This window comes from Mesorhizobium sp. M0618 (assembly GCF_040320765.1).
In the GTDB taxonomy this organism is placed as follows: Bacteria; Pseudomonadota; Alphaproteobacteria; order Rhizobiales; family Rhizobiaceae; genus Mesorhizobium.
This window is the reverse complement of sequence record NZ_JAMYQH010000031.1, coordinates 37651-63936: the sequence shown is the minus strand read 5'-3', so window position 1 is coordinate 63936 and position 26286 is coordinate 37651. Positions and strand designations below refer to the sequence as shown.

General features: G+C 58.9%; 29 protein-coding genes and 2 pseudogenes. 15 read left to right on the top strand and 16 right to left on the bottom strand.

The window, feature by feature from the left end; translation table 11 throughout:
- Positions 1–466 precede the first annotated feature (466 nt).
- From NKJ04_RS27090 to NKJ04_RS27080, 3 genes are all read right to left on the bottom strand, one after another.
- A complete protein-coding gene (locus tag NKJ04_RS27090; protein WP_352678232.1) occupies positions 467–1582 on the bottom strand; it encodes a redoxin family protein in 1116 nt (371 codons plus the stop codon).
- A 106-nt stretch (positions 1583–1688) separates the two neighbouring features.
- Positions 1689–1964 carry a hypothetical protein gene (locus NKJ04_RS27085; RefSeq protein ID WP_023812738.1) on the bottom strand — a complete coding sequence of 92 codons (276 nt, stop codon included), beginning with the start codon at positions 1962–1964 and terminating at the stop codon, positions 1689–1691.
- Between the two features lie 551 nt (positions 1965–2515).
- Positions 2516–3112 (bottom strand): redoxin domain-containing protein, encoded by a 597-nt coding sequence (locus tag NKJ04_RS27080; protein ID WP_023812737.1) that lies wholly within the window; start codon positions 3110–3112, stop codon positions 2516–2518.
- 528 nt (positions 3113–3640) lie between these two features.
- Here NKJ04_RS27080 and NKJ04_RS27075 point away from each other — a divergent pair.
- Both NKJ04_RS27075 and NKJ04_RS27070 read left to right on the top strand, forming a co-directional pair.
- Positions 3641–3889, top strand: a complete 249-nt coding sequence (locus tag NKJ04_RS27075) for a GlcG/HbpS family heme-binding protein (protein ID WP_164892856.1) — start codon at positions 3641–3643, stop codon at positions 3887–3889.
- Positions 3889–4071 carry a heme-binding protein gene (locus NKJ04_RS27070; protein ID WP_050592728.1) on the top strand — a complete coding sequence of 61 codons (183 nt, stop codon included), beginning with the start codon at positions 3889–3891 and terminating at the stop codon, positions 4069–4071. Before NKJ04_RS27075 ends, NKJ04_RS27070 begins: the two co-directional genes overlap by 1 nt.
- A 322-nt stretch (positions 4072–4393) precedes the next feature.
- Here NKJ04_RS27070 and NKJ04_RS27065 read toward each other — a convergent pair whose 3' ends face one another.
- Complete coding sequence (locus NKJ04_RS27065; protein WP_023812736.1) at positions 4394–5095, bottom strand: type 1 glutamine amidotransferase domain-containing protein; 702 nt, start codon at positions 5093–5095, stop codon at positions 4394–4396.
- Here NKJ04_RS27065 and NKJ04_RS27060 point away from each other — a divergent pair.
- On the top strand, positions 5082–5585 hold the full coding sequence (locus NKJ04_RS27060) for a hypothetical protein (protein ID WP_128302955.1): 504 nt from the start codon (positions 5082–5084) through the stop codon (positions 5583–5585). The genes NKJ04_RS27065 and NKJ04_RS27060 overlap by 14 nt on opposite strands.
- Here the strand turns inward: NKJ04_RS27060 and NKJ04_RS27055 are convergent.
- The 3 genes from NKJ04_RS27055 to NKJ04_RS27045 form a co-directional block, all read right to left on the bottom strand.
- Complete coding sequence (locus NKJ04_RS27055) at positions 5563–5799, bottom strand: tautomerase family protein (protein WP_128302954.1); 237 nt, start codon at positions 5797–5799, stop codon at positions 5563–5565. The two genes, NKJ04_RS27060 and NKJ04_RS27055, sit on opposite strands and share 23 nt — an antisense overlap.
- Before the next feature lie 235 nt (positions 5800–6034).
- Positions 6035–6298 (bottom strand): hypothetical protein, encoded by a 264-nt coding sequence (locus NKJ04_RS27050; RefSeq protein WP_245273263.1) that lies wholly within the window; start codon positions 6296–6298, stop codon positions 6035–6037.
- Positions 6299–6535: 237 nt separating this feature from the next.
- The gene (locus NKJ04_RS27045) at positions 6536–7246 is read right to left on the bottom strand and encodes an SDR family NAD(P)-dependent oxidoreductase (protein ID WP_023812734.1); all 711 of its coding nucleotides are present in this window, start codon (positions 7244–7246) and stop codon (positions 6536–6538) included.
- 308 nt (positions 7247–7554) lie between these two features.
- Between NKJ04_RS27045 and NKJ04_RS27040 the strand changes: the two genes are divergently transcribed.
- On the top strand, positions 7555–8112 hold the full coding sequence (locus tag NKJ04_RS27040; protein ID WP_050592726.1) for a VOC family protein: 558 nt from the start codon (positions 7555–7557) through the stop codon (positions 8110–8112).
- A gap of 157 nt (positions 8113–8269) precedes the next feature.
- On the opposite strand, the gene NKJ04_RS27035 is transcribed toward NKJ04_RS27040, so the two are convergent.
- Positions 8270–8575, bottom strand: coding sequence for a hypothetical protein (locus tag NKJ04_RS27035; protein ID WP_352678226.1), 306 nt, complete (start codon positions 8573–8575; stop codon positions 8270–8272).
- A 312-nt stretch (positions 8576–8887) separates the two neighbouring features.
- On the opposite strand from NKJ04_RS27035, the gene NKJ04_RS27030 reads away from it, so the two are divergent.
- From NKJ04_RS27030 to NKJ04_RS27020, 3 genes are all read left to right on the top strand, one after another.
- Positions 8888–11182, top strand: a complete 2295-nt coding sequence (locus tag NKJ04_RS27030; RefSeq protein WP_352678224.1) for an FdhF/YdeP family oxidoreductase — start codon at positions 8888–8890, stop codon at positions 11180–11182.
- 210 nt (positions 11183–11392) lie between these two features.
- Positions 11393–12430: an alpha/beta fold hydrolase gene (locus tag NKJ04_RS27025; protein ID WP_352678221.1), complete on the top strand. Its 1038-nt coding sequence runs from the start codon at positions 11393–11395 to the stop codon at positions 12428–12430.
- A 166-nt stretch (positions 12431–12596) separates the two neighbouring features.
- Entirely contained in the window at positions 12597–13634 is a 1038-nt protein-coding gene (locus NKJ04_RS27020; RefSeq protein WP_352678218.1) for an LLM class flavin-dependent oxidoreductase, read from the top strand.
- A 60-nt stretch (positions 13635–13694) separates the two neighbouring features.
- On the opposite strand, the pseudogene NKJ04_RS27015 reads toward NKJ04_RS27020, so the two are convergent.
- Positions 13695–14155: pseudogene (locus NKJ04_RS27015) on the bottom strand (YybH family protein).
- A 179-nt stretch (positions 14156–14334) separates the two neighbouring features.
- Positions 14335–14481 (bottom strand): hypothetical protein, encoded by a 147-nt coding sequence (locus NKJ04_RS33725; protein ID WP_502897976.1) that lies wholly within the window; start codon positions 14479–14481, stop codon positions 14335–14337.
- 379 nt (positions 14482–14860) lie between these two features.
- Here NKJ04_RS33725 and NKJ04_RS33720 point away from each other — a divergent pair, with 379 nt between their 5' ends.
- From NKJ04_RS33720 to NKJ04_RS26980, 6 genes and pseudogenes are all read left to right on the top strand, one after another.
- A complete protein-coding gene (locus NKJ04_RS33720) occupies positions 14861–15025 on the top strand; it encodes a hypothetical protein (protein ID WP_502897974.1) in 165 nt (54 codons plus the stop codon).
- Positions 15019–15489, top strand: a complete 471-nt coding sequence (locus NKJ04_RS27000) for a RidA family protein (protein WP_352678215.1) — start codon at positions 15019–15021, stop codon at positions 15487–15489. Before NKJ04_RS33720 ends, NKJ04_RS27000 begins: the two co-directional genes overlap by 7 nt.
- Before the next feature lie 36 nt (positions 15490–15525).
- Positions 15526–16515: an enoyl-CoA hydratase/isomerase family protein gene (locus NKJ04_RS26995; RefSeq protein WP_352678212.1), complete on the top strand. Its 990-nt coding sequence runs from the start codon at positions 15526–15528 to the stop codon at positions 16513–16515.
- Positions 16516–16655: 140 nt separating this feature from the next.
- A complete protein-coding gene (locus NKJ04_RS26990) occupies positions 16656–17204 on the top strand; it encodes a hypothetical protein (RefSeq protein ID WP_352678209.1) in 549 nt (182 codons plus the stop codon).
- A 19-nt stretch (positions 17205–17223) separates the two neighbouring features.
- On the top strand, positions 17224–17859 hold the full coding sequence (locus tag NKJ04_RS26985) for a cysteine hydrolase family protein (protein WP_128302951.1): 636 nt from the start codon (positions 17224–17226) through the stop codon (positions 17857–17859).
- Positions 17860–18416: 557 nt separating this feature from the next.
- Positions 18417–18539: pseudogene (locus NKJ04_RS26980) on the top strand (IS481 family transposase); the annotation flags it as partial.
- 77 nt (positions 18540–18616) lie between these two features.
- Here NKJ04_RS26980 and NKJ04_RS26975 read toward each other — a convergent pair.
- The 5 genes from NKJ04_RS26975 to NKJ04_RS26955 all read right to left on the bottom strand — a co-directional run bounded on the left by NKJ04_RS26975 (position 18617) and on the right by NKJ04_RS26955 (position 23406).
- A complete protein-coding gene (locus tag NKJ04_RS26975) occupies positions 18617–19210 on the bottom strand; it encodes an NADPH-dependent FMN reductase (RefSeq protein WP_352678206.1) in 594 nt (197 codons plus the stop codon).
- 46 nt (positions 19211–19256) lie between these two features.
- Entirely contained in the window at positions 19257–20285 is a 1029-nt protein-coding gene (locus tag NKJ04_RS26970; RefSeq protein ID WP_128302950.1) for a D-cysteine desulfhydrase family protein, read from the bottom strand.
- 51 nt (positions 20286–20336) lie between these two features.
- Complete coding sequence (locus NKJ04_RS26965) at positions 20337–21623, bottom strand: epoxide hydrolase family protein (RefSeq protein ID WP_128302949.1); 1287 nt, start codon at positions 21621–21623, stop codon at positions 20337–20339.
- A 584-nt stretch (positions 21624–22207) separates the two neighbouring features.
- Positions 22208–23140 carry a LysR family transcriptional regulator gene (locus NKJ04_RS26960; protein ID WP_128302948.1) on the bottom strand — a complete coding sequence of 311 codons (933 nt, stop codon included), beginning with the start codon at positions 23138–23140 and terminating at the stop codon, positions 22208–22210.
- Entirely contained in the window at positions 23140–23406 is a 267-nt protein-coding gene (locus tag NKJ04_RS26955) for a hypothetical protein (RefSeq protein WP_155930593.1), read from the bottom strand. Before NKJ04_RS26955 ends, NKJ04_RS26960 begins: the two co-directional genes overlap by 1 nt.
- Positions 23407–24790: 1384 nt before the next feature.
- Here NKJ04_RS26955 and NKJ04_RS26945 point away from each other — a divergent pair.
- Positions 24791–25114 carry a hypothetical protein gene (locus NKJ04_RS26945; RefSeq protein ID WP_352678259.1) on the top strand — a complete coding sequence of 108 codons (324 nt, stop codon included), beginning with the start codon at positions 24791–24793 and terminating at the stop codon, positions 25112–25114.
- Positions 25032–25778, top strand: coding sequence for an AraC family transcriptional regulator (locus NKJ04_RS26940; RefSeq protein WP_352678256.1), 747 nt, complete (start codon positions 25032–25034; stop codon positions 25776–25778). The genes NKJ04_RS26945 and NKJ04_RS26940 overlap by 83 nt, the downstream gene beginning before the upstream one ends.
- A 176-nt stretch (positions 25779–25954) precedes the next feature.
- Here NKJ04_RS26940 and NKJ04_RS26935 read toward each other — a convergent pair whose 3' ends face one another.
- Entirely contained in the window at positions 25955–26206 is a 252-nt protein-coding gene (locus tag NKJ04_RS26935) for a cupin domain-containing protein (protein WP_245273262.1), read from the bottom strand.
- Between the last annotated feature and the right edge of the window lie 80 nt (positions 26207–26286).

The following is a 26286-nucleotide window of genomic DNA, read 5'->3' as shown; positions in this document are numbered from 1 at the left end:
GCGTGCTTCACCCACGCTTGGCCGACTTAACCGGAAGGGTGGCGCGGTTAACGCCGTGACGTCGAGGTTGATAGTCTTCTCCAAAAAGCCAGCGCGAGGCCTACGAGCAGTTCCCAGGGCGTTGGCGTCCCGCACGACGATCCGTGGACCAACCTGGCGGAACCGGCAGCGGACGAAACCGCTAGAAAGAACTCAATCATGGCGCCCCTCGTATTCTTCCCAACCATTCGGAAAGTGCAGGACAAATTGACGACCTGATGCGCAAATCCATTGCACCAACGTGTTGCCGATACCTTCGGAACTCGCCGCACCAGAGATAGCAAAGCATCGATTGGGTAGCCTGCACACCAACCAACGCGCCGTAGTCGCCGAACCCAAAAATCGACAGCTTTGATCCCTCCACTTGCTAATCCCGCTTTTGCTCGGCTCGATCAAAGGGGCACGGGGATGGGCGACAGCTTCGTAATCAGCCAAAAGTGAAGCAGAATGCCTCGACGCCAGGGCCAAAAAATTCGATATCGAATTGGCGGTCTACGATGGGCCCTAGTTGCCGGATAAGCTGGTACAGGCGTTGTTCGCTTACCGTTCCGTTGCCGTGTTCATCGACGTCAAGTCCGTGAGATCCGCCTGGTGGATGACCATCGATAAGGACGCGGAATTTCACGGACGTTCCCGGCGATGCCGGCCCCATCACCAGATGCAGATCGCGGGCGTGAAATCGGTACGTTATGCGGCCGTTGGTCCTTTTCACCGACACGCCGTCGCTTGCCATGATCCAGTCGCCCGAAAGCGCCCATTCGTTCAGGCGCAACTGTGCCGGCGCTTCAAAGAGATGCGACTTGTTGCGAATTACTCCGCCCAGGGAAACAAAGCCTTGGGTGCGTTCATAGCCGACATAATTTTCCCGAGACTTCAGGTTGGCTTTGTCCGCAGCGGCTTCGAGGCCGCGCGCATCGACCGACACCAGATCACTGCCTACGACCTCGTTGCCGCTTTCTGCAAGCAATCGCTGAACGATCTTCTCGGACTCGTCGTATGAACCTTCACCGAAATGCTGATCACGCACTCGCCCTTGAGCATCGATGAAATAGAATGCCGGCCAGAAACTGTTGTTGAAAGCGCTCCAGATCGCTCCCTTACTGTCGATGGCGACGGGATAGTCGACCCCCAGCGCTTTCACCTCGCGGCGGACGTTCTCGACGTTCTTCTCAAACCGGAACTCCGGGGAGTGGACGCCAATTACGACCAGCCCCTGGCTTTGGTATTTTTTCGACCAAGCGCGGAGATAGGGTTGTGCGCGCATCCAGTTGATGCAGGTGTAAGTCCAGAAACTCACAAGGACGACTTTTCCACGGAGTGCCGTCGGCGTCAGTGGTGGCGAATTGAGCCACTCGTCGGCTTGCGTGATTGACGCCAACTCCGATTGGCCGGCAAACCAGCCGAAAATCGAGCCCTGGACGGATAAGCCGTGTGATCCTTTGGAACTCATCGATAGACCCATAGCGTCGGCCCCAAAACTGCCATTCGGCAGCCCAATCGAAGTGATGAGTAGGAACGAGGCCAACAAGAGATTCGTCTTCATGCGCGAACTCCCTCCATGGTTTGATTGTGGTCTTCGACGCGGAAAATTGATGGCGGGCTTGCCCGCCACCATTTTAGGCGCCGTTCGCGGGGGCAATGACGGGGGACTATTTCATCCCGCCGAGGGCATTCACGTTGGCGCAGAACTCGGCATAGGGCTTGCTCATCGCTGCGTCGTTGCATTCGCGCATGATCATTTCGCGCATGGGCTTCGGCTTGGCCATGAAGACCGCCTTGAACTCAGGCATAGGCTTCAGGGTCTTCATCGAGGCGTCGGTGTAGAATGGCCCGATGTTGTCGACGACATCGAGTGCGCCGGCGAGGGCTGTGCTGCCGACACAAAAAAGTGCAAATGCACCGAGACCAATCGCTTTGATGTTCATGGTGTAGACCTCTCTTGGGTTTTCGCCATCGTCCCAATGACGATGGGCGTCCAAAGGTACATCTGACGAGGGTCAGAAGTGATATGCAGATGACCTAAGCGATCTATTGGATGCTATTGCACGTTGGTATCGGCGATACTTTTGTACCGACACCCACATCGGCCGCCCGATTGCCGTCCCGAATGGAACGCCGCGCAATTTCCAGCGCTCCATCCACGTTTTGTGGATCGGCCGCCAGTGCCCGGAGGCAGGCGCCGGCATTGGTGATAATGCCTGAAAGCGGCTGGTCTACCTCGTGCGCAATCGATGCTGTCAGAGCAGCACAGGCTCATGATAGTGCGTACAAGTTCGGATTGGACTTTCTCAAGCGCTCCTGTCCAAATACCTACAGTAGTGCCGGTGAAGGCAAGGCAGTCAGTCCGAATGCTGGTCCGTGGGGGCTGGCAGTCCGTGAGAATATCCAGGTTACGCTTCGGATGTCGCTGCGGACCCGAGATGGGACGGAACAAGCTGGCTGGCACTCGCCCTTCCCACTGCCTTCTACCAGTCCCTTACGGTTCGTCGGCAAGAGTTTGGGAAAAGGACCTACCGTACGGATAGAATTGTTCCTTGCGGCCTTGTTTCCAAGCGGTTCGAAGCTCTGGTTGCGTAATGTCCCAGTCCGGGAAACACTTCCGCCCAACGGCCCGGAGGTCTTGCCGCAGCTCCTCGATTGTGGGGCGGCCGAAGTACCAGTAGCCGTTATACACACTGTAAACGATCAGTCCGGGCTCGAGAACAACGACGTGTGGTATCATTGGGTTGTGCGCCGGATCCGTGTACTCCGCGATATCTAAATCCTTTTGGATGGTACGTCGCGGGTCTGACAGGAAAGGCCAATGCGCCCCTACGCCGCTCCGAAACTCGTGGGTTTCCGCGACGGTGTCAGTGCTGATGGTGACCATCTTACAGTATCCTACCTCCATCTCACGATGAAGCTGAAGCAGGCGTTCCGCTTGGCATCTGTCCTTGGGGCAGAAGCTGCCACGGCTAAGGACAATCACCATCGGATTCCAATCTTGGAGTTCAGACAGCCTACGTCGCTTTCCCGTGTGATCGCTCAATTCATAGTCTGGAAATGGCGCGCCCGGCACGATGTCCGATCTCATATTGTTTCCCTACGGGTTGGCATTCGCGAGCCAGCCCTGCGAGGGCAGGTAGCCCGTATCCGCCGTCGCAGTCCACCCGGACCGTCTCAGTGAAAATAGCGAACAAAGCCATTGGCAATCTATAATACGATCGTATCGCCGACCGGAGTAGGTGGCTATATCTTGCCGGTGTGACGGTGCCCTCGTGAGAATCCCTGGCGGGAAGCGTCACACGCTCTGCGCATTCGAAAGCTGGCGTCACTCATCCATGTCGCCTGCCAACTCCTAAAAGACGTCGGCGTCGCCTAGGTGGACTTCACTGCTCGGCATTGATGATGCCGAGGCCCAGTCCGAACCGCACGTCCTGCGCACTCGCCGATGCTCCTCGCTGGAGCCTGCCCTCAGCTTCCTTGATCGGATCCGCTCCGAGAAGGTGACGCAGCCGAATACTTTGTCTCGGCGATACCAAGGTTCAGTAGCGATATGGCTGCTGCCGCCGCAAACTCCCAGTCATTCCAACCTGACACAACTCAACAGGGGAACAGTGACATGGACATGCTTGCTCTGGCGAAGGACATCGCCGGTCATGTGAAGACGGAATCTCTGCGTGCCCAAGTTCCGATGGGCGTCAGCGTGATCGATGTTCACGGGAACACTGTGCTCCAGCATAGGATGAACGGCGCCCTCGCCTTTTCGATGCTGATTTCAGAGCGCAAGGCTTACACCTCCGCGCTCACGCAACTACGAACATCAGCATTATTCGATCTCGTGCAGCCCGGTAAAGACTCTTTCATTTGATGTCACAAGAACGCTTTTGCGCGATGGGTGGTGGCGCACCTCTCGTGCAAAACGGCGTAGTCGTCGGCGGCGTCGGTATAAGCGGCGGCACTGTTGCCCAGGATGTTGGGATACTGGAGGCAGCGCTTAAGCTTCTCAGGAACGCTGACCCGGAGACTCTCGCCCCAGCCGTGGTGACCTAGTTTCCTTGCGACGCCGCTGGCTCTCTTTCGTCTCCATTCATCGCAGGACTTCGGCTTTGAGCGGTTGGTACTGCCGAGAGATTTGTGAGTCTCTCGAGGAGCCACGCACAAAAAAACCTGCACCACTACTGGAACGGTGACTTGCGGCATAGGTAACTCGCGGCATAGAGGAAGTCCGCCGACGTCCTCCGTGCAAATATATCGCCGGCTAAGGTCCTTGCCAGAATCGCCTCCTGGAGCGCGCCAATTTTTTCCACCACTAAGTCGCAAGGCCGCGCGACACTGGTCCCGCGACCTCTCTCTTTTCGCCTCACGGTTAGGGCTATGCGGCGGTAGCACTGGCCGCCGCGCTGTTCAGAAGCTTTACGAGCGCCTGCGCTCCTGCGGTGGAAGATGCCGGGTTCTGTCCGGTAATCAACCTGCCGTCGGTAATTGCGAAAATTTCCCAGTTCCCCTTTTTTTCATAGAGACCGCCGAGCCGCTTGAGTTCGTCTTCGACGAGGAACGGCACGACCTTCGTCAGTTGCACTTCTTCTTCTTCACCGTTGGTGAAGCCCGTCACCCGCTTCCCCTTGACGATCGGAGCACCTTGATAGGTCACGCGATGCAGGACAGCGGGCGCGTGGCAGACGGCAGCCACTGGCTTGCCGGCATTGTAGAAGGACTCGATGAGCTTGATGGAGTCGGGATTGTCCACGAGGTCCCACATTGGACCATGGCCGCCTGGATAGAAGATGGCGTCGAAATCATCGGAACGGACTTCGCTCAATTTCTTCGTGGTGGCGAACACTTTTTGCGCGGCCTCGTCCTGCTTGAACCTCGTCATGGCAGGCGTCTGGTTCTCTGGCAGATCGCTCTTCGGATCGACCGGGGGTTGCCCACCCTTGGGTGACGCGAGCGTCAGATCGAATCCCGCATCGCGGAAGACATAGTAGGGTGCAGCGCCCTCCTCGAGCCAGAAGCCCGTCTTTCGCCCGGTGTTTCCAAGTATGTCATGCGAGGTGAATACCATGAGAATCTTCATGTGTAAGTTCCTTCCATTTCTGTTTCACAGCGGGTGGCCGTACGAATGGAATGTTGTCTGGGATCATCCTGCTTTGCATCTGCACATTGGTATCGCCAGCACCTTGGTATCGGTTGAGCAACAGCGTGGTCCGAAGCAGATGGTCTTGAGCCGCAACAATGTCGCTCAGACTTTCATGGGCTTCAAATTTCGAGAACGGGACCCCAATCCACACGGCCAGTCAGCAATCATTCCCGATCTCGCTGCCAGGAACTGGTCTCCGCCTTTGCCGAAACGCTCCATCTGCAGCAGGATCCTACAGACAGAAGCGAACGCTACTGCACGATGGTATGCCCGATGCCCGGAGCGTTCTGTTGAAGAACTACTCGAACGCAAGAGCTTCGCATCCTTTGGCGCTCCGCGCGGCGGAACCAAATGCCGCCGGGCCGCCGGCGGCGTCATGTTAGCTTCACGAGATCAACTCGATGTCAGGCTTTCCCTTCGGCCTTAGTCTTCCGATACTGGACGGTTGGAAGACCTCCCCAGCCCCAGTTGTCGAGCTCGACCTCTTCGATGACCACGTAGGTTGATTCGAGCGGCTTATTGAGGACGTCGAGCATGACTTGGCTGACGCCCGCGATGATGGCGGCCTTTTCTTCGGCCGTGACCGAGTTGCGATCAGGAGCCGAGCCCTCACGCGTTACCTGTACAGTGACTATGGGCATTTCGTAATATCCTCGTTCAAGATTTCGAATCTTTTTTCTATGTTTCTAGGCGGCCATTGCCGCAAGATGCTTCTCCAGTTCATCGACATGCGCATAGCCAGCGCCGACCCTTCGCAGAGTTCCACCCTTCTTGAGGAACAGCGTGGGAAAGCTAGAAACGCCTATGGCACGAGCCGTCGCGAAGTCTGTCGCGACCTCTTCGATGGTACTCCGCTTCCTGTAGGCCTCGAGGAATTCATCGGGGTTGACGGGTGACTAAGTCCTTGAAAGCGCGGGATCCGACCTCCGCCAGTACGAAGCCGTTCGTGGTGTTAAGCGCATCGACGTAAAACGCGTGCTGGAATGCACGGAAAACCTTGAGAAGATCCGCCTGCGGGCGAAGGATCCGGGCGGTAACGACCGCGCGGCATACAGGCTCGGTGTCGTAGACGAACCCAGTCCTTGCAAGCAGGCCTTCACGGTTGAACGGCACCTCGCTGGCCTCCTCCACCTTCGCCAATGGTGCAGTCTGAACTGCTTGCCCGCGTCTCGGTCGCTCCGGCGCGCAGTCCACCGAGGATGATCGTCAATGAGACGTCCCGACGCCGATGCATCAGAAGTTCCATTTGCTTGGCAAATCCATAACACCAAGAGCACATCGGATCGGCGGCCAGCACGAGTTCCATTTTTTTCCTTTAGTTTGTCGGCAGGGCCCGCGGCGTAACCACGCCACGTGACCCGCTTCCTGGTGAACCTACTAGCGGCCAGCGTTCTGGCCACCGTCGACGTGTAGGATCTCTCCCGTGACGAAATTTGCGTTCTCGAGGTAAATCACGGCGTCGACGATGTCGCTGATCTCGCCCATGTGGCCGACCGGGTGGAGAGCGGATAGGAACTCGTGAGTTTCAGGCGCGTGCATCGGAGTCTTGATGATGCCGGGAGATACGGCGTTCACCCGGACCCCAGTCTTGGCGAATTCGATCGCCAGTTCCTTCGTCACAGCGTTCAATCCGCCCTTTGTGAGCGAAGCGAGAGCCGTGGGAACGCTCGACACCGGCTGGTTCACAAGGCTCGTCGTGATGCTGACGATGTGGCCGGAACCCTGCTTGAGCATCTCCCTCGCAGCCCGCTGCGTGATATGGAAGAAGCCCGAAACGTTCACGCCGAAGTTCAGGTCGTAGTCTTCCTGCGTAAAGTCGACGAAAGGCTTTGCAGTGAAGACGCCTGCGTTGTTGACCAACGTGTCGATCCGACCGAAGCGTTGGATCGCCTCGCGGACGACGCGCTCGGCGGTCTCTGGATTGGAAATGTCGCCCGCTACGGCATGCACGCCGTCATCGGAACCCGGCTTGATCGAACGCGAGGTGGCGACCACGCGGTAGTTCCGCTGGCGATAGGCGCGGACAAGACCTTCGCCGATGCCCTGTGATGCACCAGTGATTATAGCGACCTTCTGCTGATTGCTCATAATATATATCCTTTTCAATTGCTGCGGCCCTTGCTCGAGCCGCCCGGCGCCCTCGGCGTTGGTGCGATTGATTTAAGGGCTCACAATCATCGGGAGAATTGCTGAGCAGCGGCATTCACTTCACCGCTTTTCGGCAGAATGTCTATTGCGCGTAGTTTATCGGCGCTTCGCGATTCAGGCGTAACGAGTGGGCCGCAGCCAATACCAAAGTGTCGGGCACACCTTCGGACAATACCGGTCAGAATCCACCTTGTTTACCTGACGTCACCGCGAAAAGACCCTGCGGCGGGCTAACAATAGGAGCCGACATGACCGACCCGACGCTGCAAGCGAAACCACCGGCTAAGACATTAGACACCAGTCCGCCCAGCATGAATCTTGAACTCGTTGTAATCCCGGTATCCGACGTGGATCGTGCTTTAACGTTCTACAAAAACCTGGGCTGGCGGCTGGACATCGACCACGGCAAGGGCGACGATTACCGCATTGTCCAGTTAACCCCAGTCGGCTCAGGAGGCTCCGTGATGTTCGGCCAGAACATCACCACGGCGGCGCCCGGCTCTGCCCAGGGCATGCATCTAGTCGTGCCCGACATCCTTGCCGCGCGCGACGACCTCGTACGACGCGGCGTAAAAGTCAGCGACCTTTTCCACGACGTCGGCGGAATCTTCCATCACTCTAACGGCAAGGGAATTGCCAAGGGGCCGAATCCCGATAGGAAGAGCTATGCCTCTTATTTGACGTTCGAGGATCCCGACGGCAACGGATGGACCTTGCAGGAGGTGACGGCGCGTCTACCTGGAGCTCCTACCGACACCAGCTTCACGACGCAGCTTCACGAAGCCGTCTGGGGATCTGAGCGGTAAGCGAATTTGTTGATTCAGGTTCGGCTCGCGCAGGGCTCGACTACGTCACCACGTCCCACGCCTATTGCAATCAAATCTCGTGCGATCTGACTGAATGCATTGCGTGGTTTTCATTGCGCTTCAAGGAAACGCAGGACGTGGTGACGGTTTGCTCGACCTAACCACTGGCGCTAAACGGCGTCGATAAATCACGAAGGCCGGCGCATCCCCGCCTGAGGGCGTCCGCTCGACTCACCTTGGAGTGACCCTGGCTCGAAACGCTTTGAAGCAGAACGGCGATCTTGCAAGTCGCATCGTCGAAGACAAGGCCGGGAATTTTGGGCGCATTGAGCCCTGACCGGCCGATGCAGGTTACGTTCGCTTTACAAACACGATCGTTCCCTGCACCGCCGCTAAATGCGAACGCAGCGTCGCACAGGCGGACCGCGACGGCCGCTACAAGATCCATTTGTTCATCAAACATGGTGCAGCCTCCAGCGGCGGGCCGTCCGACAGCAAGGCAAAATCACGACGGGCGATACCAAAGTGCACTTATGCAGGGGCGGCGTCAGGGATAGCGTCTAGACATCGCCTCCGTCTTTGACAAGGCGATCCGCTGCAAGCAGCGAAACGCTCCTGCGTCCTCCCCTCCGCCGGAGCGCGCGGATTTAGCCAAGATCCGCCTTGGGGCCGTCTCCTTCCGCCGGGAGACGGCCTCTTTCAAACGCCTCGCCCAGTGACATGCAATGGCAGCGGACGCCGCTTTAGGCCGAATAAACCGTTCAAGGAAAATAAAATGAAGAAGACCCGCCCCCCGGGTATTTTGCGCTACGACCATCCGGCAGGTGGCTGGGATGCGTTGAAGGCGGTTGCCAAGACGCTGGCCCGCCAGCAGATTGCCGTGCAGGGCAGCAGAACCTTGCTGAGGGCGAACCAGCCGGAAGGATTCGACTGTCCCGGATGCGCGTGGCCAGACCCCAAGCACACCTCGTCGTTCGAGTTCTGCGAGAACGGCGCCAAGGCGATCACGTGGGAGTCCACCGCGAAGACGACCGATGCGAGCTTCTTCGCGGAACACACCGTGTCAAAACTCTGGAACTGGAAGGATCACCAGTTGGAAGATGCCGGGCGTATCACGCTCCCACTACGCTACGACGCCTCCAGCGACCGCTTTGAACCAATCGATTGGGATGCGGCATTCAAGTTGATCGGCAGCGAACTGAATACTCTCGTCTCGCCAGATCAGGCGGAATTCTACACGTCTGGACGGGCTTCCAACGAAGCTGCGTTTCTATATCAGCTTTTCGTTCGCGCCTACGGCACCAACAATCTCCCGGACTGCTCCAACATGTGTCATGAAGCCACCAGCGTTGGCCTTCCAAAATCCATCGGCGTCGGCAAGGGGACAGTGACGCTCGAAGACTTCAATCACGCCGACGCGATCTTCAGCTTCGGACACAATCCGGGTACCAACCACCCGCGAATGATGACGACTCTTCATCAGGCGGCCCGCCGCGGCGTTCCAATCATCGTTTTCAATCCCCTTAAGGAGCGCGCGCTCGAACGGTTCGCGGCGCCCCAAGACCCCGTCGAGATGGTCACGATGTCCTCGACGCCGATCGCCTCGGCCTATTACCAGGTCCGCGTGGGCGGCGATATGGCCGCTCTAAAGGGACTCATGAAAGCGGTTTTCGAGCTTGACGCAGCAAGTCTTGCCGCAGGCCGCGGCGGAGTCCTCGACAGGCAGTTTATCGGCGAGCATACCTCCGGTATTGATGCACTTCGCGCCGACGTCGAAGCCACCCGTTGGGACGAGATCTTCGAGGCCAGCGGCTTGACGAAGCAGGCCATCGAGAGCACTGCGGGCGTCTACGCGAAGGCAGAAAGGGTCATCGTCTGCTACGGCATGGGGATCACGCAGCATGCGCGGGGCACCTACAACGTCCAGCAGATTGCAAACTTTTTGATGCTGCGAGGAAACATCGGCCGCGAGGGCGCAGGCATCGCGCCTATCCGGGGTCACTCGAACGTTCAGGGCGACCGGACAGTCGGCATAACCGAGATTCCGAGCAAGACACTTCTCGACGGCATGGAACGTGCGTTTGGATTTCGACCGCCAAGCGGGAAAGGCCACAACGCGGTCGACGCCGTGGAAGCCGCTATCGATGGCCGCGCCAAGGCGCTGATCTGCCTCGGCGGCAATCTCGCTGTCGCAATGTCTGATCCAGAGGCCACGTTTCAAGGCATGCGCAAACTCGACCTTTCGGTGCATATCGCAACGAAGCTCAACCGCTCCCATCTGCTAACCGCGAAGACTACCCTCGTGCTGCCGTGCCTCGGTCGCACCGACCTCGATATGCAGTCATCGGGACCACAGTTGGTTACGGTCGAAGATTCGATGTCCATGGTTCACGCGTCGCGAGGCTTCCTGTACCCACCGAGCGATCTCGTCCGATCCGAGCCCGCAATCATCGCAGGGATCGCCAAAGCCACGCTTGGCAATCGGCATGGCATCAACTGGGACGGCATGATCGCAGACTATGACGTTATCCGCGACAAGATCGAGGAGGTCTTTCCCGACTTCTGTGAGTTTAACAAGCGCGTGCGCAAGCCAGGCGGCTTCAGGCTGGACATCGCGGCGTCGTTTCGCCGGTGGGACACCCCTGGGGGCAAGGCAAATTTTCTGACATCTCCAGGCCTTTGGGAAGATCCACTACCTGACGGTCATGACTCACTAATGCTGACCACGATCCGTAGCCACGACCAGTACAACACGACCATCTATGGATTGGACGATCGTTATCGCGGTGTGTTCGGGCGGCGCGACGTGGTCTTCATGAATGGCGAGGATCTCGCCGGCCGAGGACTGAAAGACGGAGATCGTGTCGACGTCCAGGGGCTGACCGAAGGGGCAGACGACAAGCATCTCGTGCGCGGATTCACGGTCGTCGCCTATGACATTCCCAGAGGTTCGTTGGCGGGCTACTATCCGGAGATGAACGTGGTCATGTCGCTTAATCACTACGATCGATTGTCAGGCACGCCATCCTACAAAGGCGTTCCGGTTCGAGTATCACTAGCTTCATCCTGATCGCAAAAGAAATCGTCTCCGTCGTGTCGTGCGCCTCCAAACAATCAGTTCGGCAAGAGAAGGCGACGAGGCCGTCACCGTCAGTCACTCCCGACACCTTCGTCTACTAGCGGTTTTGACCCGTCAGTCTCAAACTTCGCTGGTCAGCCGCCGCGCTGCGATAGAATTTTGAGCGGCAGCCATTCATCGTCCATCATCAGAGAGGCAATCATGCGCAATCTTGAATTTGAGAACCTCACACGTCGGTCTTTCGGCGGGGTCGCACTAGGACTGACGGCGGCGGGTATCCTCCCCGGACGCGCCGCGGGTGCGGACCAGGGAAAGAAGGCCGTTCGTAAGAATAGCCATGAACTGGTTGCCGACAAGCGTATAGACGCCGGAGACCTCAATATCGGATACGCCGAACTGGGCCCTGCCGACGGCTCGCCCGTGATCCTTTTTCACGGTTGGCCGTATGACATCAACGCCTTTGCCGAGGTGGCCCCGATGCTCGCAGAGAGGGGGCATCGTGTGATCGTGCCACATCTGCGCGGATACGGCAGCACGAGGTTTCGTTCCGACGACAGGATGCGCAATGGCCAGCCGTCGGCCCTTGCCGTAGACGCCATAGAGCTGATGAACGCACTTAAGATCGGCAAGGCGACGTTGGGCGGGTTCGACTGGGGTGCGCGGACAGCCGACATCGTAGCCGCGCTTTGGCCGGAACGATGCAAAGGCCTGGTTTCCGTCAGCGGCTACCTGATCGGGAACCAGACCGCCGGAAAGTCCCCCCTCCCACCCGCTGCCGAACTCCAGTGGTGGTACCAGTTCTATTTTGCGACGGATCGTGGCCGAGACGGGTATGAAAAATACACGAGCGAGTTCGCTAAACTGATCTGGCAACTCGCCTCCCCGCATTGGAAGTTCGACGACCCGACGTTCGAGCGAAGCGCCAAGGCGTTTGCTAATCCGGACCACGTCGCGATCGTTGTTCATAACTATCGCTGGCGGCTTGGTCTGACGAAAGGCGAGAAGCGGTTCGAGGAATTCGAAACCAAGCTCGCTTCAGCTCCCGAAATCCACATTCCCACGATCACGATGGAGGGCGACGCTAACGGAGCCCCCCATCCGGATCCTAAATCCTACGCCGGCAAATTCAAAGGGAAGTACGAACACCGTCTGATAACTGGCGGGGTTGGCCACAACCTCCCGCAGGAGGCCCCCGAGGCCTTCGCCAAGGCGGTACGGGATGTCGATTCCTGGGCGTGACCGATCACGAAGGGTTCAACCTGCGCCCTGTCCAACGGGATTGGTTATCCGTGATACCCATTATAAAAACAGGCTGGCGCGAGGCTCGCCAGCCGTATGCTAGCTTGCGTGTTCATCCGCGTCCTCAACTACTTAAGCGCCTCGTCGTCCCCAAAGGATTTATGAATTGGAAATCGGAATCGACAGTTTCGCAATGCTGCTGACCGACCCCGCTACAGGTCAGTTGCAGTCAGCCATCGAACGGATGGCGAGCGTGCTCGCAGAAGTCGAGCTCGCAGATCAAGTCGGACTCGATGTCTTCGGAATGGGCGAACATCACCGGGAGAACGCGCTCGATTCAGCACCTGCGGTGATCCTTGCCGCGGCTGCCGCACGCACGACGTCGATCAGGCTTACAAGCGCCGTCGCCGTTTTGAGCGCCGCCGACCCCGTGCGGCTTTTCCAGGAGTTCGCCACACTGGATCTCATATCCCGCGGACGAGCGGAAATGGTGGTCGGTCGCGGTTCCTCCGTGGAGGCTTACCCTTTGTTCGGACTCGACCTGCGTAACTACGATGCGCTCTTTGCGGAGAAACTGGACCTGTTGCTGAAGATTAGGGAGCAGCCCAACATTACGTGGGCGGGCCGCTTTCGCCCTGCGATCAATGGCGAAGGTGTTTTTCCTCGCCCGCACCAGCCAGCCTTGCCCATTTGGCTGGGCGTCGGCGGGACGCCCGAATCGTTCGTCCGTGCCGGAACGCTCGGTCTGCCGCTGATGGTCGCCATCATCGGCGGAAGTTTCGAGCGTTTCCTGCCCCTCGTCGAACTCTATCGTCGCGCATGGCTGGCCGCCGGCCGTCCTCCAAAGAACCAGAAGATCGGCATCCACGCTCTGGGCTTCGTCGGGGAGACTGATGTCGCTGCCAGGGAAGCGTTCTTCCCCGGGTGGTTCCAGATGTTCACGGAGGCGGGAAGGGAGCGCGGCTGGCCGCCGCCAACACAAGCTCAGTTCCAGCATATGTGCGGGCCAGGTGGCGCGTTTCTGGTCGGCAGCCCGCAAACTGTTGCTGCGAAGATATTGCATGTTAACGGGACGTTGGGAGGGATCGCTCGAATCACCTTCCAGATGAGCACTGCCGCCCTCGAGGCGAAAGCGATGCGTCGTTCGATCGAACTGCTGGGAACCCACGTTGCGCCTTTGGTGAGAGGACAACTTGGCGACTAGCAAGAGCGCTTCTACGGCGGGCGCCGACATCGGGAGGCGCCCCCCTCTTTTGCCGATCTTTTATCCGAAAATCAATCTCTGGTAATTGGCCAGCATTTTCGGATCCTCGACCGACCCGTGATGGTGTAGCTGCCGCCAGGCCCCTTCCTGCGTACGAACCACCGGGTCGTCCGGAAGGCGACGTCGAGCTTTTCCTTCGCCGTGCTGCATGCTCCACGCTCGCGACCGACGAACAGATGCCAGTCGTCGGCGCCCTGGCTGGTGAAGTCATGGAAGGTCACGTGAACCTTCGCCTGACCTCTGAAGACCTTCGAATACCCGTCTGCGATCTCCTGCCATCCACGGCGGATACCACCGATAGGGTTGTCCATGCTGGGCTCCGAACCGCCGAGCCACACGGCTTCGAGCCCGGTGAGATCGCCATCATTGAAGGCTCGGTAGAATTCGATCAGCGCATCCAAGGGACTGCCTTCGCCCGGCTTCGTCTCGCCGCCGTCGACTTCTGTAAGATTCGGGTTCATCGGCATCGTCCTCGCATCTAAGTCCACGGCGGTATCCTCATTCATTGCGCGCTTCGTCCGCTCTGGAAGCAATGCTCGATGGACATCGCCGATTCCATTGTACGATGGTGTCGTCGGTTTTTTGAGGGACGAACGTGCGCTTAGGGCGCAAGCAAAGCTCTCATCGAATCGATGCGGCCTTACCTTCGGCTGAAGTTGACGTTGACGTTGACCGCAGCCGTTGTCGCCGCCCTAATTTCGGTCAAGGCCTGCCCAAGTCCCACAACGTTTAACTGTGGGCTTGGAAGGGAACCGAGAGCGCCGGCCTTGTCAGCGGCGACGACCATGTCGACCGTCGTTGGGCCAGCCATCGGCGCCTGGATGATGGAAAGCTCGACTTCCGAACAGGTCGAGAATTAGGCGATCCGGCCAGCGGGTCATGGGGACTCCTTGCCGAGCGTGACGTTCCACGCTGATAGCTCCGGACCCCCTCCACGTCCACTAGACCTTGGTGTGCTGACGAAACTTCCGATCCCAAGGTATCGGAGACACCTTGGTACAATACCGGGTCTGAATTTAATGCGCGATGGTTTTTGACAGAGGGGAAGACGGCGCGACCGTCGGAACACTCCCGGCTCGTGGCCGGTCCAACGAACACTCAACACCAGAGCGACCGACCGCCACCTGGCGGCCGAGGGTACCCGCGTCGCCAGAACGGAGGCAGGCATGAGCGTGCATAAGACTGTGATCGGCACCGGCACGTCACAAGGGATCGGAGCAGGCCTGGTGAAGACAGGCGACGTCGATGGCGTGGTCTATCTGACAAAATCGTCAAGCATTTCCGGGGAGGTGCTGCACGTCGACAACTGCGCACATCACGTCAAATGGTAGTCGCGAGCGCGGAAGCGCGGTTGAAGGAACTCGATCTGCTCGTGCCGGTGGCACCCACCCCGTTCGGCGCTTACGTCCAGTCAGCGCGGGCCGGCTCCCTGCTGTTCTTGAGTGGCATGCTTCCGGTGGTCGACCACGTCCCCCGTTACACTGGCCTTGTCGGCAAGGACTTATCGGTCGCCGAGGGCTATGACGCAGCGCGAACCGCGTGCCTCAGCGGTCTTGCTGCTGCGCGGTCTCATCTAGGATCGTTGGATAGGATTCGTTCAGTTGCCAAACTGGGCGTTTACATCGCCTGCCCGGCGGAATTTCACGAGCATCCAAAGGTAGCCGACGGCGCCTCAGAGCTGTTGCTCGAGGTTTTTGGTGCCGCCCGGCTTCCGCCCCGCATCGTGCTTGGCGTTTCTAGCATACCGCTTGGAATGCCCGTCGAGATCGAACTCGTCTTCGAGATCGAATCTTAGCGAGGCAACTTGCTCTAACCCGAAACGGAGGCAGTCATGAAGATCAGACCCCCTACTACGACAAGAGCCATTACCATGTCGTCAAAACTGCTCACTGCTACTGCCGTGCTGCTGATTCCGGCGCTTGCCCTCGCGGGGGAGATGAAGGCGCCCGAGAAGGTCTATCGATCTCTGGACGTCAGAGCCGTGGCCGGTCAGGAGAAGGCGCTGATCAAGCTTGAGAAGCGGACGGCTGCCTATTGGCGCGTCACCTTCGACAATCCGCCGTTCAACATTTTCGGGCCGCAAACAATCCCGCAGATGGAAAAGGTCGTTTCTCAGATAGAGAAGGATCCCGATCTCCGCGTCATCGTGTTCGATAGCGCGGTGCCCGGCTTCTTTCTGACCCATTATAACTTTACGCCACCCCTTGCTGAATCCACCGGCCTCCCCTCTGGACCGACCGGACTGCACCCACTCCCCGACATGCTGGTCCGCATCAGCAAGGCGCCCGTGGTTTCCATCGCCCTGATCCGCGGCCGCGCGACGGGGGTCGGGAGCGAGCTTGCGCTGGCTAGCGACATGCGGTTCGCCAGCCGCCAGAAGGCGATTCTGTCGCAATGGGAAGTCGGCGCGGGCCTCGTCCCTGGTGGCGGCCCGATGGCACGGCTTCCCAGACTGATGGGACGTGGCCGCGCCCTCGAAGTCCTCCTTGGATCCGACGACATCAACGGCGATCTCGCCGAGGAGTACGGCTACGTCAATCGGTCGTTCGATGACGACAAGCTCGATCCGTTCGTCGACGGGCTGGCAACCCGGATCTCCGGGTTCGACCGCCAGGCGATCGCTGACACCAAACGCCTCGTCGATTTCGCGAGCCTTCCGAGCGATCCCGAGATCGCGGCAGGATGGGACGCCTTCATAACATCGGTCCAGCGCCCGGTCGCGCAGAAGAACATCGGCCGTCTCATCGATATGGGCCTGCAGAAAGACCCGGACGTCGAAGCAAGACTGGGACATTACACGCAGTCTCTTGCCGACAAATAGCTAAGGCGGAGCCCGCCAGTGACGGCAGGTCGCGCGGGCACCAATTTGAACTGCCAAACCCAGTCGCGAAGTCGCACTTCGCCTCGCGGTAACGCGATAATCGCAGCCCGTAAAAACCCCGTTAAACCATGGAGAGACACATGCACAGCATCGAAAACCAGATCGTCGATTCAAGCTTCTCGGCGATTATCAACGCTCCGATCGAGAAGATCGACATTCCGAAGTGGTGCTTCAATCTTCCGGAAAAAGAATACCAGGGATGCTCCCCCGCGCACATCGCAGCAGGTTTCACGACTGCGGCGGACGGCACCCGGATGTCGATCAACGTCGAAACGATCGGCGGGAGCCTGATGGTCCAGCACTATCACGAGACCTTGGGTGAAAAGAATCGTCTGATCCTCGACTCCGATTCCGACGTCTTCACGTCGAACGGCCGAGTGACCATCCACGTCACCTGGGAACTGAGCGTGAAGAAGATCGATGCCGTCCGCTGCGAGTTTACGAATCGCGTTAGATCCTACGCGACCGACGAAATGATTGCCTACCTCGGGAGCCAGGGGATTCCGTTCGATATCTTCCGCTCTCAGCGGCAGCCGATGTCGATCGCGCACAACAAGGGGGAGACACCTCTGTTTGCGGCAAGCATCGAGCGGGCTGCACTTCAGAACACGTCCACGAAGGCAGCCTGAGCGCCGAAGGAGGTATCCCATGACAGAACTGTCGTTCGACCGGAGCAACACTGGCTTGCTGGTGGTGGACCCATACAACGATTTCATCTCCGAGGGCGGCAAGATCTGGCCTCGGATCCAGGAGGTCGCGGAGGCGAATAACTGCATTCCGCACATGCTTGAGGTGTTGACGGCCGCACGCAAGGCCAAGTTCCGGGTCTTCTTTGCGATGCATCATCGCTATCGTGCCGGCGACTATGAGAACTGGAAGTTTGTGGCGCCCATCCAGCGGGCGGCATGGCACCGCAAGAGTTTCGAATTCGGAACGTGGGGCGGTGAATTCCGCGCCGAATTCGTGCCGATGGCCGGCGAGGTCGTCGCCTCCGAGCACTGGTGCTCGAGTGGCTTTGCCAACACCGACCTCGATCTGGAACTGAAGCGGCATGGAATCCAGAGGGTCATCGTGATCGGGCTCGTCGCTCACACCTGCATAGAGGCCACGGTACGATACGCCGCGGAGCTCGGCTACGACGTTACGGTCGTAAAGGACGCGGTTGCCGACTACTCGCCAGAGATGATGCATGCGGCACTGGAGGTCAATCTCCCAAGCTATGCCAGCGCGATTGTCGACACTAAGGAAACCATCGCGGCGATCGCCCTCACGCAGGCGGCGTAGTCTCGCGGTAGCGCCGTCTCCACAATCCGGCAGGCGTCTACGCGCACGCCGGATTTTTTTTGCCCGGAACAAGTATTATGCGGGTCGAGTGTTGGGATGCCTTTTCGATGCTTACTTGGGTTCGGAAGCCATCCCTCGAGGCCTGCGCGGCGGGCTGCGATTTACCGCAATCGCGCCCGCGGAGTGCGGTTCCGTCGAAGGTCGGCTTCTTGCACTGGGCGATGTTCTCGTTCTGCAAGCGCTGCACGTGGACGCATCAAAGTGAGCTCGCTAGTCCGTGGGACGGCTTCGCCTCTTCGCGAAAGGGGTCCGCGACGGCAGTTTGCAGGAAATCGCGGTGTTCGAGCGTCGAAGTTTCCACTGGCGTCTTCAGTCGTCGGCGGTGAAACCGCGTCTGCCCTCGCCGCCGATCATCTTCAAGACTTGCACCGCCCTTCACTAAACCTCTGCGCTGGTCGGCAAAGCCGCCGCCGGCGCCCGGTCGCGGGGTTGGGGCTCCAATCGGGGACTTTTGCGCTTTTGTCGGTGCCGGATTCGAGGTTGGCCAGACCCTCGTCGCCGAACTGCCTTTCTGGCTGCACAGATACAATTGGCATCGCCCACACGGCAGCCTAAATTCCAAACTACCCATCAGACGCCTCGATCTAACCCTGGACAACCTGTTGAGGTTCCACAGCTAGGCGGGCCGTCCCCGCGCCAAGAAAGACGATATCAATGGCGGGGGCGGCTCATGCCCCCGCGACATCCGGATCCCACGTCAGGCGCCTGCAGTCTTGGCGGCCATCGTTGCCCCCGCCCACCAGACAAGTTCGTCGAGCGCAGTCTTCGCCGACGGCAGGAGGTTGGCTTCGATCTCCTCGATCGGCTTGTTGGCGCCCATTGAGGAGACTGTGAAGAAATCGCTGCCGCCGATATGAACAGCCGCATGGGTAGAGACCATCTGCAGCTCGACCCCGATCCCACGCAGATGTTCGAGCGCGCGTGAACCGCCTGCAGTGCCGTATGCGATCGCGGTAAACGGCTTGCGAGCCCATTCCGTGTAGGACTGGTCGAGGGCATTTTTCAGTACGCCGGTGATGGAGCGGTTGTATTCCGCGACGACGAATATGTAGCCGTCGTAGCGACCCACAGTCTGCTGCCAGCGGACCGCTTCCGCGTTCTGGCTGGGAGCATAGGCATTGGATGCCACCTCGTCGAAAAACGGCAAGGGATGGTCGCGCAGATCAACCACTTCAACGTCGATGTCGTTGCGGCCCCGCGCCTGCTTCAGGATCCACTGCGCCGGCTTGTCGGCGAAACGAGTAGGCCGCGTGGAGCCGATGATGATGGCGATTTTTGGTTTCATAGCCATAGTATTCCTCATTTTTGAGTTGAAAATGATTACCTCTTGAAGAGGATCAGTTGCTGTTCAGGGCGTCTGCGTAAGCAAAAAGCCCGGGGGAACCTCCCGTCATGATGAATAGGACGTTCGATCCAGGGGCGATGACTTCGGTTTCAATATCGGAGAGCAGACCCGCAAAGGCCTTGCCTCCGTAAACGGGATCAAGGAGCAAGCCTTCCGAGCGGCCGACGAGCTTGACCGCTCCAACCATTTCGGAGGTCGGTATGCCGTAGCCCCCACCGAGCTGCGTGCCGTTTATGTTCAGATCTTCCGCTTGAATACGGGCTTTGCTCCCGAGAAGCTCAAAGACAGCGTTGACTTTGCCGGCCGTCGCGGCGACGCATGCGTCCGCTGGCGACAGGACGGTATGTGCCCTTATTTGGAAAGGATCTCTTCCCGAGATAGCTGCTCCCGCCACAAGGCCTGCGTGCATGCCGCCGCTGCCGTTCGGGATGACGACCTGGTCGAACGGAGTGCCGATTTCAGTCGACTGCGATTCGATTTCGAATGCGCAGCCGACGTAGCCCAGAGCCCCGACCGGAGTCGAACCGCCGAGCGTGCCCACGAAAGCCTTCCCCCCAGACGCCGCTATCTCCGCCGCCCGGCGCAAAGCGAACCCGCCTGCATCGTCTCCCAGTTCCAGAATATGGACGTGCGCACCGAACAGTCGGTCCAATACGACGTTGCCGTTGGCTTGATAGATCTCGGTCTCGCGGGGCACCATTTGAGCCAGAACGACTTCGCATGCCAGACCGGTTCTGGCGCAGGCGGCGGCGGCTAATCGGGCGAAGTTGGACTGAATTCCGCCGGTCACGACCACGGTATCGCAGCCTTCCGCCATCGCCTCCCCGAGGAGAAACTCGAGCTTGCGGAGCTTATTACCGCCCCCGCCGAGTTCCATCAGATCGTCACGCTTCACCCAGATCGAGACGCCTTTGCGTCTTTCGCCAAGGACCTTCTCCAGATGACTGAGCTGCTGGATCGGCGTTGGTCCATTCATGAGACGTACGCGCGGAAACCGGTTCACTAGATCGCTATCGGGCATTGCTCGCCTCGCAGTTCGTAATCAAGATTCGTGAGAGCAGCGTTCGACGCTTCAGCGCAGGGTCTTGAACGCCGCACGCAGTTCATATGTGAAGAGTTCAGGCTGTTCCCACGCGGCGAAATGCCCGCCCTTATCGACTTTGTTGTAGTAGATGAGGTCGTGGTATGCCTTGTCGGCCCAACTCTTGGGCGCTTGGTAGATCTCGCCGGGAAACACGGTGATTGCCGCGGGAATATTGATGTCGACAGCGTTGAAGTTGTTGGCGTTGTTTTCCCAGTACAGACGCGCGCCCGAGGTTGCCGTCCCGGTGAACCAATAGAGCGAGATGTCGTCCAGCATCTCGTCTTTAGTCAGCGACTTCTCCGGATCACCTCCGCTGTACGTCCAGTCTGCGAACTTGTCGTAGTACCAGGCGGCAAGACCGACCGGTGAATCCGTCAACGCATAGCCCAAGGTTTGCGGCCGGGTGACCATCATCAGGGCGTAACCCGCTCCCTTCGTGTAAAGAGCGCTCATCTGCTCGTATGCGACTTTTTCGTCTGCGGAGAGACCGTCGGGAGCGGGCTCGCCATCGGCAAGAGCCTTCGCGATCTCCGGAGGGACAGTGGCCGGCATGTTAGTGTGGATGCCGAGCAGGCCTTCCGGCGCTTGGGCTGCCATCTTGTCGGAAACGACCGCGCCCCAGTCGCCGCCCTGCGAGACATAGCGGTCATAGCCCAACCGCTTCATGAGCGCGTGCCAGGCACGTGCGATGCGGTCCGGTCCCCACCCAGTCTCGGTCGGAACCTCGGAGAAGCCGTATCCTGGCATAGAAGGTATGACCACATCGAAGGCGTCCTCGGCGGCACCGCCGTACGCGGTCGGATCGGTAAGCGGTCCGATCGTCTTGACAAGTTCAAGGACAGATCCCGGCCAGCCATGCGTCATGATCAGCGGCAGCGCATTCTCATGCTTGGACTTGACGTGAATGAAGTGGATGTCCAGGCCGTCGATCCTGGTCATGAACTGCGCATGCGTGTTCAGCTTCTTTTCGCACTGGCGCCAGTCGTAATGTGTCCCCCAGTATTCGATGAGCGGCTTCAACCTTTGAAGCTGAGCGCCTTGCGTGCGATCGGAGACCGTCTCCTTGCCGGGCCAGCGGGTGGCGCGAACGCGGCGACGGAGCTCGTCGACGTCCTGCTGCGGAATCTCGCACTTGAACTGACGCACTGCGTCGCCTCCCGCCGCCGCGCGGGCAGGTCTCGGGAGAGCGCTGAGGGCGGCGGTTGCGGCTGTGGCGGCGAGTACTTCGCGCCTCGTCGGCGACAGTACGGTCTTGGTCTCGACTTCTGCTGACATGACGTCCTCCGTCTGGATCGAAGTGGTTGTGATGTGGTCCAAGGATCGTCTGGCAGCAGCGCTGCCGATGATATTGTGCCTAGGTATCGCCGATACCTAAGCACCGGTTGTCGGGGTGAGCGGCGGGTCGACACCTTCGAACAATGGACGCTGACCTTGGCAATCGCAGATCGTTCTCGGATCTGGTGTAACTGCCCCGTGCGACGGAATGGTCCAAGAACCAAGCTCACCGACGTCCGTGCACGCCGACCACATCGACATGAAGTTCAACGCCGTCATTCGCATTGTCCGACGTCGATCGCGCCAACGGGCTTGCGCTGGCGGCCTCGATGCCGACGTCTCCGGAAAGGACGGTTTCGGCGTCTCCGAAGGGCTGTGCCGCAGCGCCCTCCCCGCCTGTGCGGCGCGTGAAAGGGTCGATCCGATCGGACCGGCGTGTTCCCCGCTGGCTACCTGCGACAGCGTTTGTGTCCGCCATTCACGTCAGGCGCTAAGCCGTAGCTCGCCATGTTGGTTAGGGAGTTAGACGCGTCCGCTGTTCTTCAGAATAGTCACTTGCCTAAAGACGCCCGCCGCAACTCAAATCACCCAAGGCTACCCGATTCCGCCGCGATGCGTCCAATTTCTGATCGAAGACGCGGAACAGCGAAGTCAATGAACGTTCGGACTTTCGGAACGGCTGCACGGCCTTGAGGGGTCAATATATGAACGGGCAGAGCCGGCGGCTCGGCGTGCGGAAGAATGATCTTGAGGCGGCCGTCGCGGACGTACTCAGCGACGTGATAGGAATAAAGCCGTGTCACACCCATTCCCTCCGCAGCCGACGCGGCGGCCGCCCGAACGCTGTTGACGAGATACCGAGGAGCGAAGTGCACGGTTCTCGGGATGGACGAATCCTGGGGCGGTGCGAAGCTCCAGGATTCGAGACCGAAATTTGAGAAGGCGATGAGGTCGTGTTTGGCCAGATCGGGAAGCTCGTTGATGTCGGGGTGGCTTTCGAGGTATTTCGGGGCGGCTACAACCACGCGCCGGACGTCGCCTCCGATGCGCGTGGCGATATGTGTTGAGTCCGTGAGGTTGCCGATCCGAAGCGCCGCGTCCACGCCTTCGTCGACCAAATTTACGAGCCGATCAAGCATCAGAAGCCGAACCGAGACGCTCGGATTCTCGCGCAGATAGCTGTCAAGAATGGGTCGCAGCACTTCCTCCCCCAATATGGGAGGTGCGGAGATGGTCAACGTTCCCCGAGGAGAGGATCGTTCCGAACCCGCGACCAGGTCGGCTTCCTCAAGGTCGACCAGCACCCTCCGGCATGCTTCGACGTAGCGCTGACCAGCCTCGCTTAGTTTCAGGCTGCGCGTCGTACGATGAAGAAGTTCGACGCCGACATGTCGCTCCAGCATTCCCAGTGCGCGACTGATTGCAGTTGGGGATCGCTTCAGTCTGCGGGCCGCTGCCGCGAGGCTTCCTTCCTCGACGGCCGTGACGAAGACCTTCATTGCGTCGATACGATCCATCAGGGCAGTCCCTCTGCTTGTGCAAACGTACGGCAGCCCAAGCCGTTCGTCTCGACGAAATACGCCCAATTCTCTTCAAAGGCATAGCGGACACCTTGGTGCATTGCTCGCAAAAGCCGTGGATGCGAGGTCCCGAAAGTCTCAAGGTCCATCCAAGGCCGCTTGACGAGGTCTTCGCGGGCGGGAAATAACCGCCCGCCATTTTTTCGACGACGATAGCTGTTGGGAGTATCGACGCCCTCGTAGCCCATCGGAACAAGAAACATGGTTTATTGCCGTGATCGTTAGCTTAAGCGAGCAACTGGCATCCCGGAAATTCATGTCCGGTTCTGCGATCTATCGCGAGTGCCGGTCCAATCCGACGTATGTCGCGAGAACCAGATCATGCAATTCGTTACCGTGCATTTGACCCGCGAAGCGAGAATCTTCCGACAGGCGGAGGACGGTGCTCTCCTCGCCGCGACCTACACCCGCCTCCATTCGTCACGGCCTCCCGAGTCATGGCGCGGCTTGGCCGAGGTAACGCATTGCAGCGTCGAGCTAGTATTTCCGGATCGTTCCAAGCTTCGCGACATCTAACTCCAGGCTGAACTGGCATCCGCGACGTTGCTTTCGGGAATGCCCCGTGGCCTATGTCGTGCACGAGGCAGTGTTCGGCCGGGCAGCGAATCGACCAGGTACCCGCCGCGTTGCGCGAAGTGAGATGCATGGTTGCCTAAGCTCAAACCTGCGCTTATGGCCCAGACGTCTCTCATTCCCATCCCGCGCCGCAGTGAGCGGCAGAAGGCCATATTCACCGGCATTGGAGTCATCTGTTTAGAATGCCATTGATCAGAGCGACGCGCTCGATGCTTGCCGCGAGTGAAGGTGTTCGTGCAGTATTATGAGTCGTACACCAAAGTTGCTGTTGTGACCGTATCTGATCGAACGAAATACCTTCGCGCCCGAGATAAGAGAGGAAGTCGTCTGTTGCGCGGGAACGCAGGCGGTTTGTAAACGCGCATCGGCGGTTGTCGACTGCATTGACGCTGAGGTCCCACTCGGTGTCGATCGTAGTACGGCCCGAAGGCGTGAACATTTCGGAGACGGACTTCAATATGAGACGATCGCTGCGGTGAACTGTCTCAACATAGTGGTGGACAAGAAGGGTTTTCCCGGCAGCTGCGACATGAATTGACATTCGCCGGCCATCTAAAGCTGTCGTGAAGCACGGCGGCGATGTGGTCGGGCGAGCATGCGCGATACTCGTCTTCGGGAAGGGAAAAGCACCAGGTTAGGAATATCAATTGCCTGGATAGGCGCGTTGACCATCGCCGTGAAACTTTGATCGTTAGCTCCCGATGGTCCAGCCTCGTCCCCGGTGAGCGGGAGGCAATAGATGTGTGAACAGGTCCGATAGCCGGAAACGAAGACATGCTCTCTCTCCACGTGAAGCCATACGGAAGAGAGCAAGTAACAGGCGTTGTCGCTATGCACTTTGCGAAACTCAAGGGGTTTCGTTTTCTGCATAGCCGACTCCCAGGCAGTCGGCGTTTATCCGCGTGCAGGCGCGGAGTGGATGATCTCACGTCATCTCACGTTGATGAAATCACGTATTCAACATAGCATGCAGGCATAGGTTTGACCTGCGGTTTGCTCTGGAGCTTGCTCATGGAATTGTTGTCCTCCCATCATGTGTTCTCAAGCGGTGATCTCGAGGAGGGCGCGAGCTTTGCTGGCCAGGTTTGGGAGCGCAATCGAAGTATAAAGACCGATCGTCGCCGATATGGCATCCGGTGGAACCAGTTTGACATGGAAAAAATCGGGTTCTCTGACGTCGAGCATGATTGCGCCGTGGATCTTACGGCCCAGGGACCGTTATCCGACCATTTTCGCCTATTCTTCCACGAGTATGGATCGATCAATTACACCGTTGACGGCAAGGCATTTGAATCCCATTCACGCAACCCGCGTGATGCATGCGCCAGACACTGACTTGCGTCTCGGCATCAACCCGTTCGGACTCCTCCTTATGACAGTTGACGGGGCCGGCATCAGGAAGGCGATGCGCCAACGGTTCCGAAAGCTGGCGCCTTTCCGAGAATGGGTAGGCTTATTGCCGGAAAGCCCACGACTAGCGACGCTGCAATCTACGGCAAGATGGATTGCCTCCGAGGCGGATCGCGTGGGTTCACCGGTGGCTACGCCAGGCAAACCCCGCCTATTTGCGCAACGTCTTCTCTTGAGCTTGATCGTCGAGTGCCTATCTGAGGCTTCCCCGTCTGAATCGGAGCTAGTGCAGGACCTCAGTCTCGCACAGGTCCGACGTGCCGAAGATTGGATCAACGCGAATTTGAGCGAAGTAATCGGAGTGGACGAAGTCTCATCGGCTACAGGCGTGGGGGTTCGTTCCCTGCAGTTGAGCTTCAATCGTGTCCATGGATGTCCGCCGCAGGAATTCATTATCAATCGACGCCTTGATGAAGCTCGGCAACAGCTGCTCGTTGCCACGCACGAGGCAACCGTCACGTCGATTGCGACAGGTCTGGGTTTTTTCGAACTCGGGCGATTTGCTCAGCCCTACCGCCGACGCTTCGCCGAGAGCCCCTCGGCAACGCGTGCGAGAAGTCTCGGGCCGCGGATGTCCTCGGAAACTTGAACATCCTTTTGTCAGCCTCGGCCTTATTTCGATATCCATCCTTGGACGACGTAGGCACAAAATCTTCTGTCACGGTCGACCTTGATCTTGCGCATGGGGTCGTTGGAGCCTGGGCGCGTTCGACCAGGCCTTCGCAGTCTTTTGACTAGTTGATCACAAGGGGCGCGGGGCTCGGTTCATTGTTCCGTGCGAGGGTCGTCTTTCAGATCCACATAATCCAGCCCCAATGGGCCGATCGCAATTACCTGTGTCACATAGTCTCCCGATTTGGCCCAATGGAAATGTGGTTGGCCACCCGGAAGGAAGATCAAGGTTCCCGGCGCAAAAGCCTCCAGCTTATCCTCATCGAAGACTTCCCCGCGGCCTATATAGAAGACGCCGGAAATCACGGTGTAGAGACGGTCTTCAGGATGGCGGTGCGGCGCCATCCGAGTCCCAGCAGACAACCTGACTCGGACGGCGTAGGGCCCTGGCTGGGTAGGGTCTCCCACCAGGGTCGCTACGCGGG

Excerpts from the sequence above, each read along its gene's own strand:
- NKJ04_RS27065 (WP_023812736.1), bottom strand. The coding sequence starts at position 5,095 with ATGAAGATTCTCATGGTATTCACCTCGCATGACATACTTGGAAACACC.
- NKJ04_RS27070 (WP_050592728.1), top strand. The coding sequence starts at position 3,889 with ATGTCACAAGAACGCTTTTGCGCGATGGGTGGTGGCGCACCTCTCGTG.
- NKJ04_RS26955 (WP_155930593.1), bottom strand. The coding sequence starts at position 23,406 with ATGTTTCTTGTTCCGATGGGCTACGAGGGCGTCGATACTCCCAACAGC.
- NKJ04_RS27085 (WP_023812738.1), bottom strand. The coding sequence starts at position 1,964 with ATGAACATCAAAGCGATTGGTCTCGGTGCATTTGCACTTTTTTGTGTC.
- NKJ04_RS27080 (WP_023812737.1), bottom strand. The coding sequence starts at position 3,112 with ATGAGATCGGACATCGTGCCGGGCGCGCCATTTCCAGACTATGAATTG.
- NKJ04_RS26940 (WP_352678256.1), top strand. The coding sequence starts at position 25,032 with ATGGATCGATCAATTACACCGTTGACGGCAAGGCATTTGAATCCCATT.
- NKJ04_RS33720 (WP_502897974.1), top strand. The coding sequence starts at position 14,861 with ATGAGCGTGCATAAGACTGTGATCGGCACCGGCACGTCACAAGGGATC.
- NKJ04_RS26965 (WP_128302949.1), bottom strand. The coding sequence starts at position 21,623 with ATGTCAGCAGAAGTCGAGACCAAGACCGTACTGTCGCCGACGAGGCGC.
- NKJ04_RS27035 (WP_352678226.1), bottom strand. The coding sequence starts at position 8,575 with ATGTTTGATGAACAAATGGATCTTGTAGCGGCCGTCGCGGTCCGCCTG.
- NKJ04_RS27055 (WP_128302954.1), bottom strand. The coding sequence starts at position 5,799 with ATGCCCATAGTCACTGTACAGGTAACGCGTGAGGGCTCGGCTCCTGAT.
- NKJ04_RS26995 (WP_352678212.1), top strand. The coding sequence starts at position 15,526 with ATGAAGATCAGACCCCCTACTACGACAAGAGCCATTACCATGTCGTCA.
- NKJ04_RS27025 (WP_352678221.1), top strand. The coding sequence starts at position 11,393 with ATGCGCAATCTTGAATTTGAGAACCTCACACGTCGGTCTTTCGGCGGG.
- NKJ04_RS26970 (WP_128302950.1), bottom strand. The coding sequence starts at position 20,285 with ATGCCCGATAGCGATCTAGTGAACCGGTTTCCGCGCGTACGTCTCATG.
- NKJ04_RS26985 (WP_128302951.1), top strand. The coding sequence starts at position 17,224 with ATGACAGAACTGTCGTTCGACCGGAGCAACACTGGCTTGCTGGTGGTG.
- NKJ04_RS26960 (WP_128302948.1), bottom strand. The coding sequence starts at position 23,140 with ATGGATCGTATCGACGCAATGAAGGTCTTCGTCACGGCCGTCGAGGAA.
- NKJ04_RS26975 (WP_352678206.1), bottom strand. The coding sequence starts at position 19,210 with ATGGCTATGAAACCAAAAATCGCCATCATCATCGGCTCCACGCGGCCT.
- NKJ04_RS27030 (WP_352678224.1), top strand. The coding sequence starts at position 8,888 with ATGAAGAAGACCCGCCCCCCGGGTATTTTGCGCTACGACCATCCGGCA.
- NKJ04_RS27060 (WP_128302955.1), top strand. The coding sequence starts at position 5,082 with ATGAGAATCTTCATGTGTAAGTTCCTTCCATTTCTGTTTCACAGCGGG.
- NKJ04_RS27075 (WP_164892856.1), top strand. The coding sequence starts at position 3,641 with ATGGACATGCTTGCTCTGGCGAAGGACATCGCCGGTCATGTGAAGACG.
- NKJ04_RS26945 (WP_352678259.1), top strand. The coding sequence starts at position 24,791 with ATGGAATTGTTGTCCTCCCATCATGTGTTCTCAAGCGGTGATCTCGAG.
- NKJ04_RS26990 (WP_352678209.1), top strand. The coding sequence starts at position 16,656 with ATGCACAGCATCGAAAACCAGATCGTCGATTCAAGCTTCTCGGCGATT.
- NKJ04_RS33725 (WP_502897976.1), bottom strand. The coding sequence starts at position 14,481 with ATGGTCGTCGCCGCTGACAAGGCCGGCGCTCTCGGTTCCCTTCCAAGC.
- NKJ04_RS27040 (WP_050592726.1), top strand. The coding sequence starts at position 7,555 with ATGACCGACCCGACGCTGCAAGCGAAACCACCGGCTAAGACATTAGAC.
- NKJ04_RS27045 (WP_023812734.1), bottom strand. The coding sequence starts at position 7,246 with ATGAGCAATCAGCAGAAGGTCGCTATAATCACTGGTGCATCACAGGGC.
- NKJ04_RS27000 (WP_352678215.1), top strand. The coding sequence starts at position 15,019 with ATGGTAGTCGCGAGCGCGGAAGCGCGGTTGAAGGAACTCGATCTGCTC.
- NKJ04_RS26935 (WP_245273262.1), bottom strand. The coding sequence starts at position 26,206 with ATGGCGCCGCACCGCCATCCTGAAGACCGTCTCTACACCGTGATTTCC.
- NKJ04_RS27090 (WP_352678232.1), bottom strand. The coding sequence starts at position 1,582 with ATGAAGACGAATCTCTTGTTGGCCTCGTTCCTACTCATCACTTCGATT.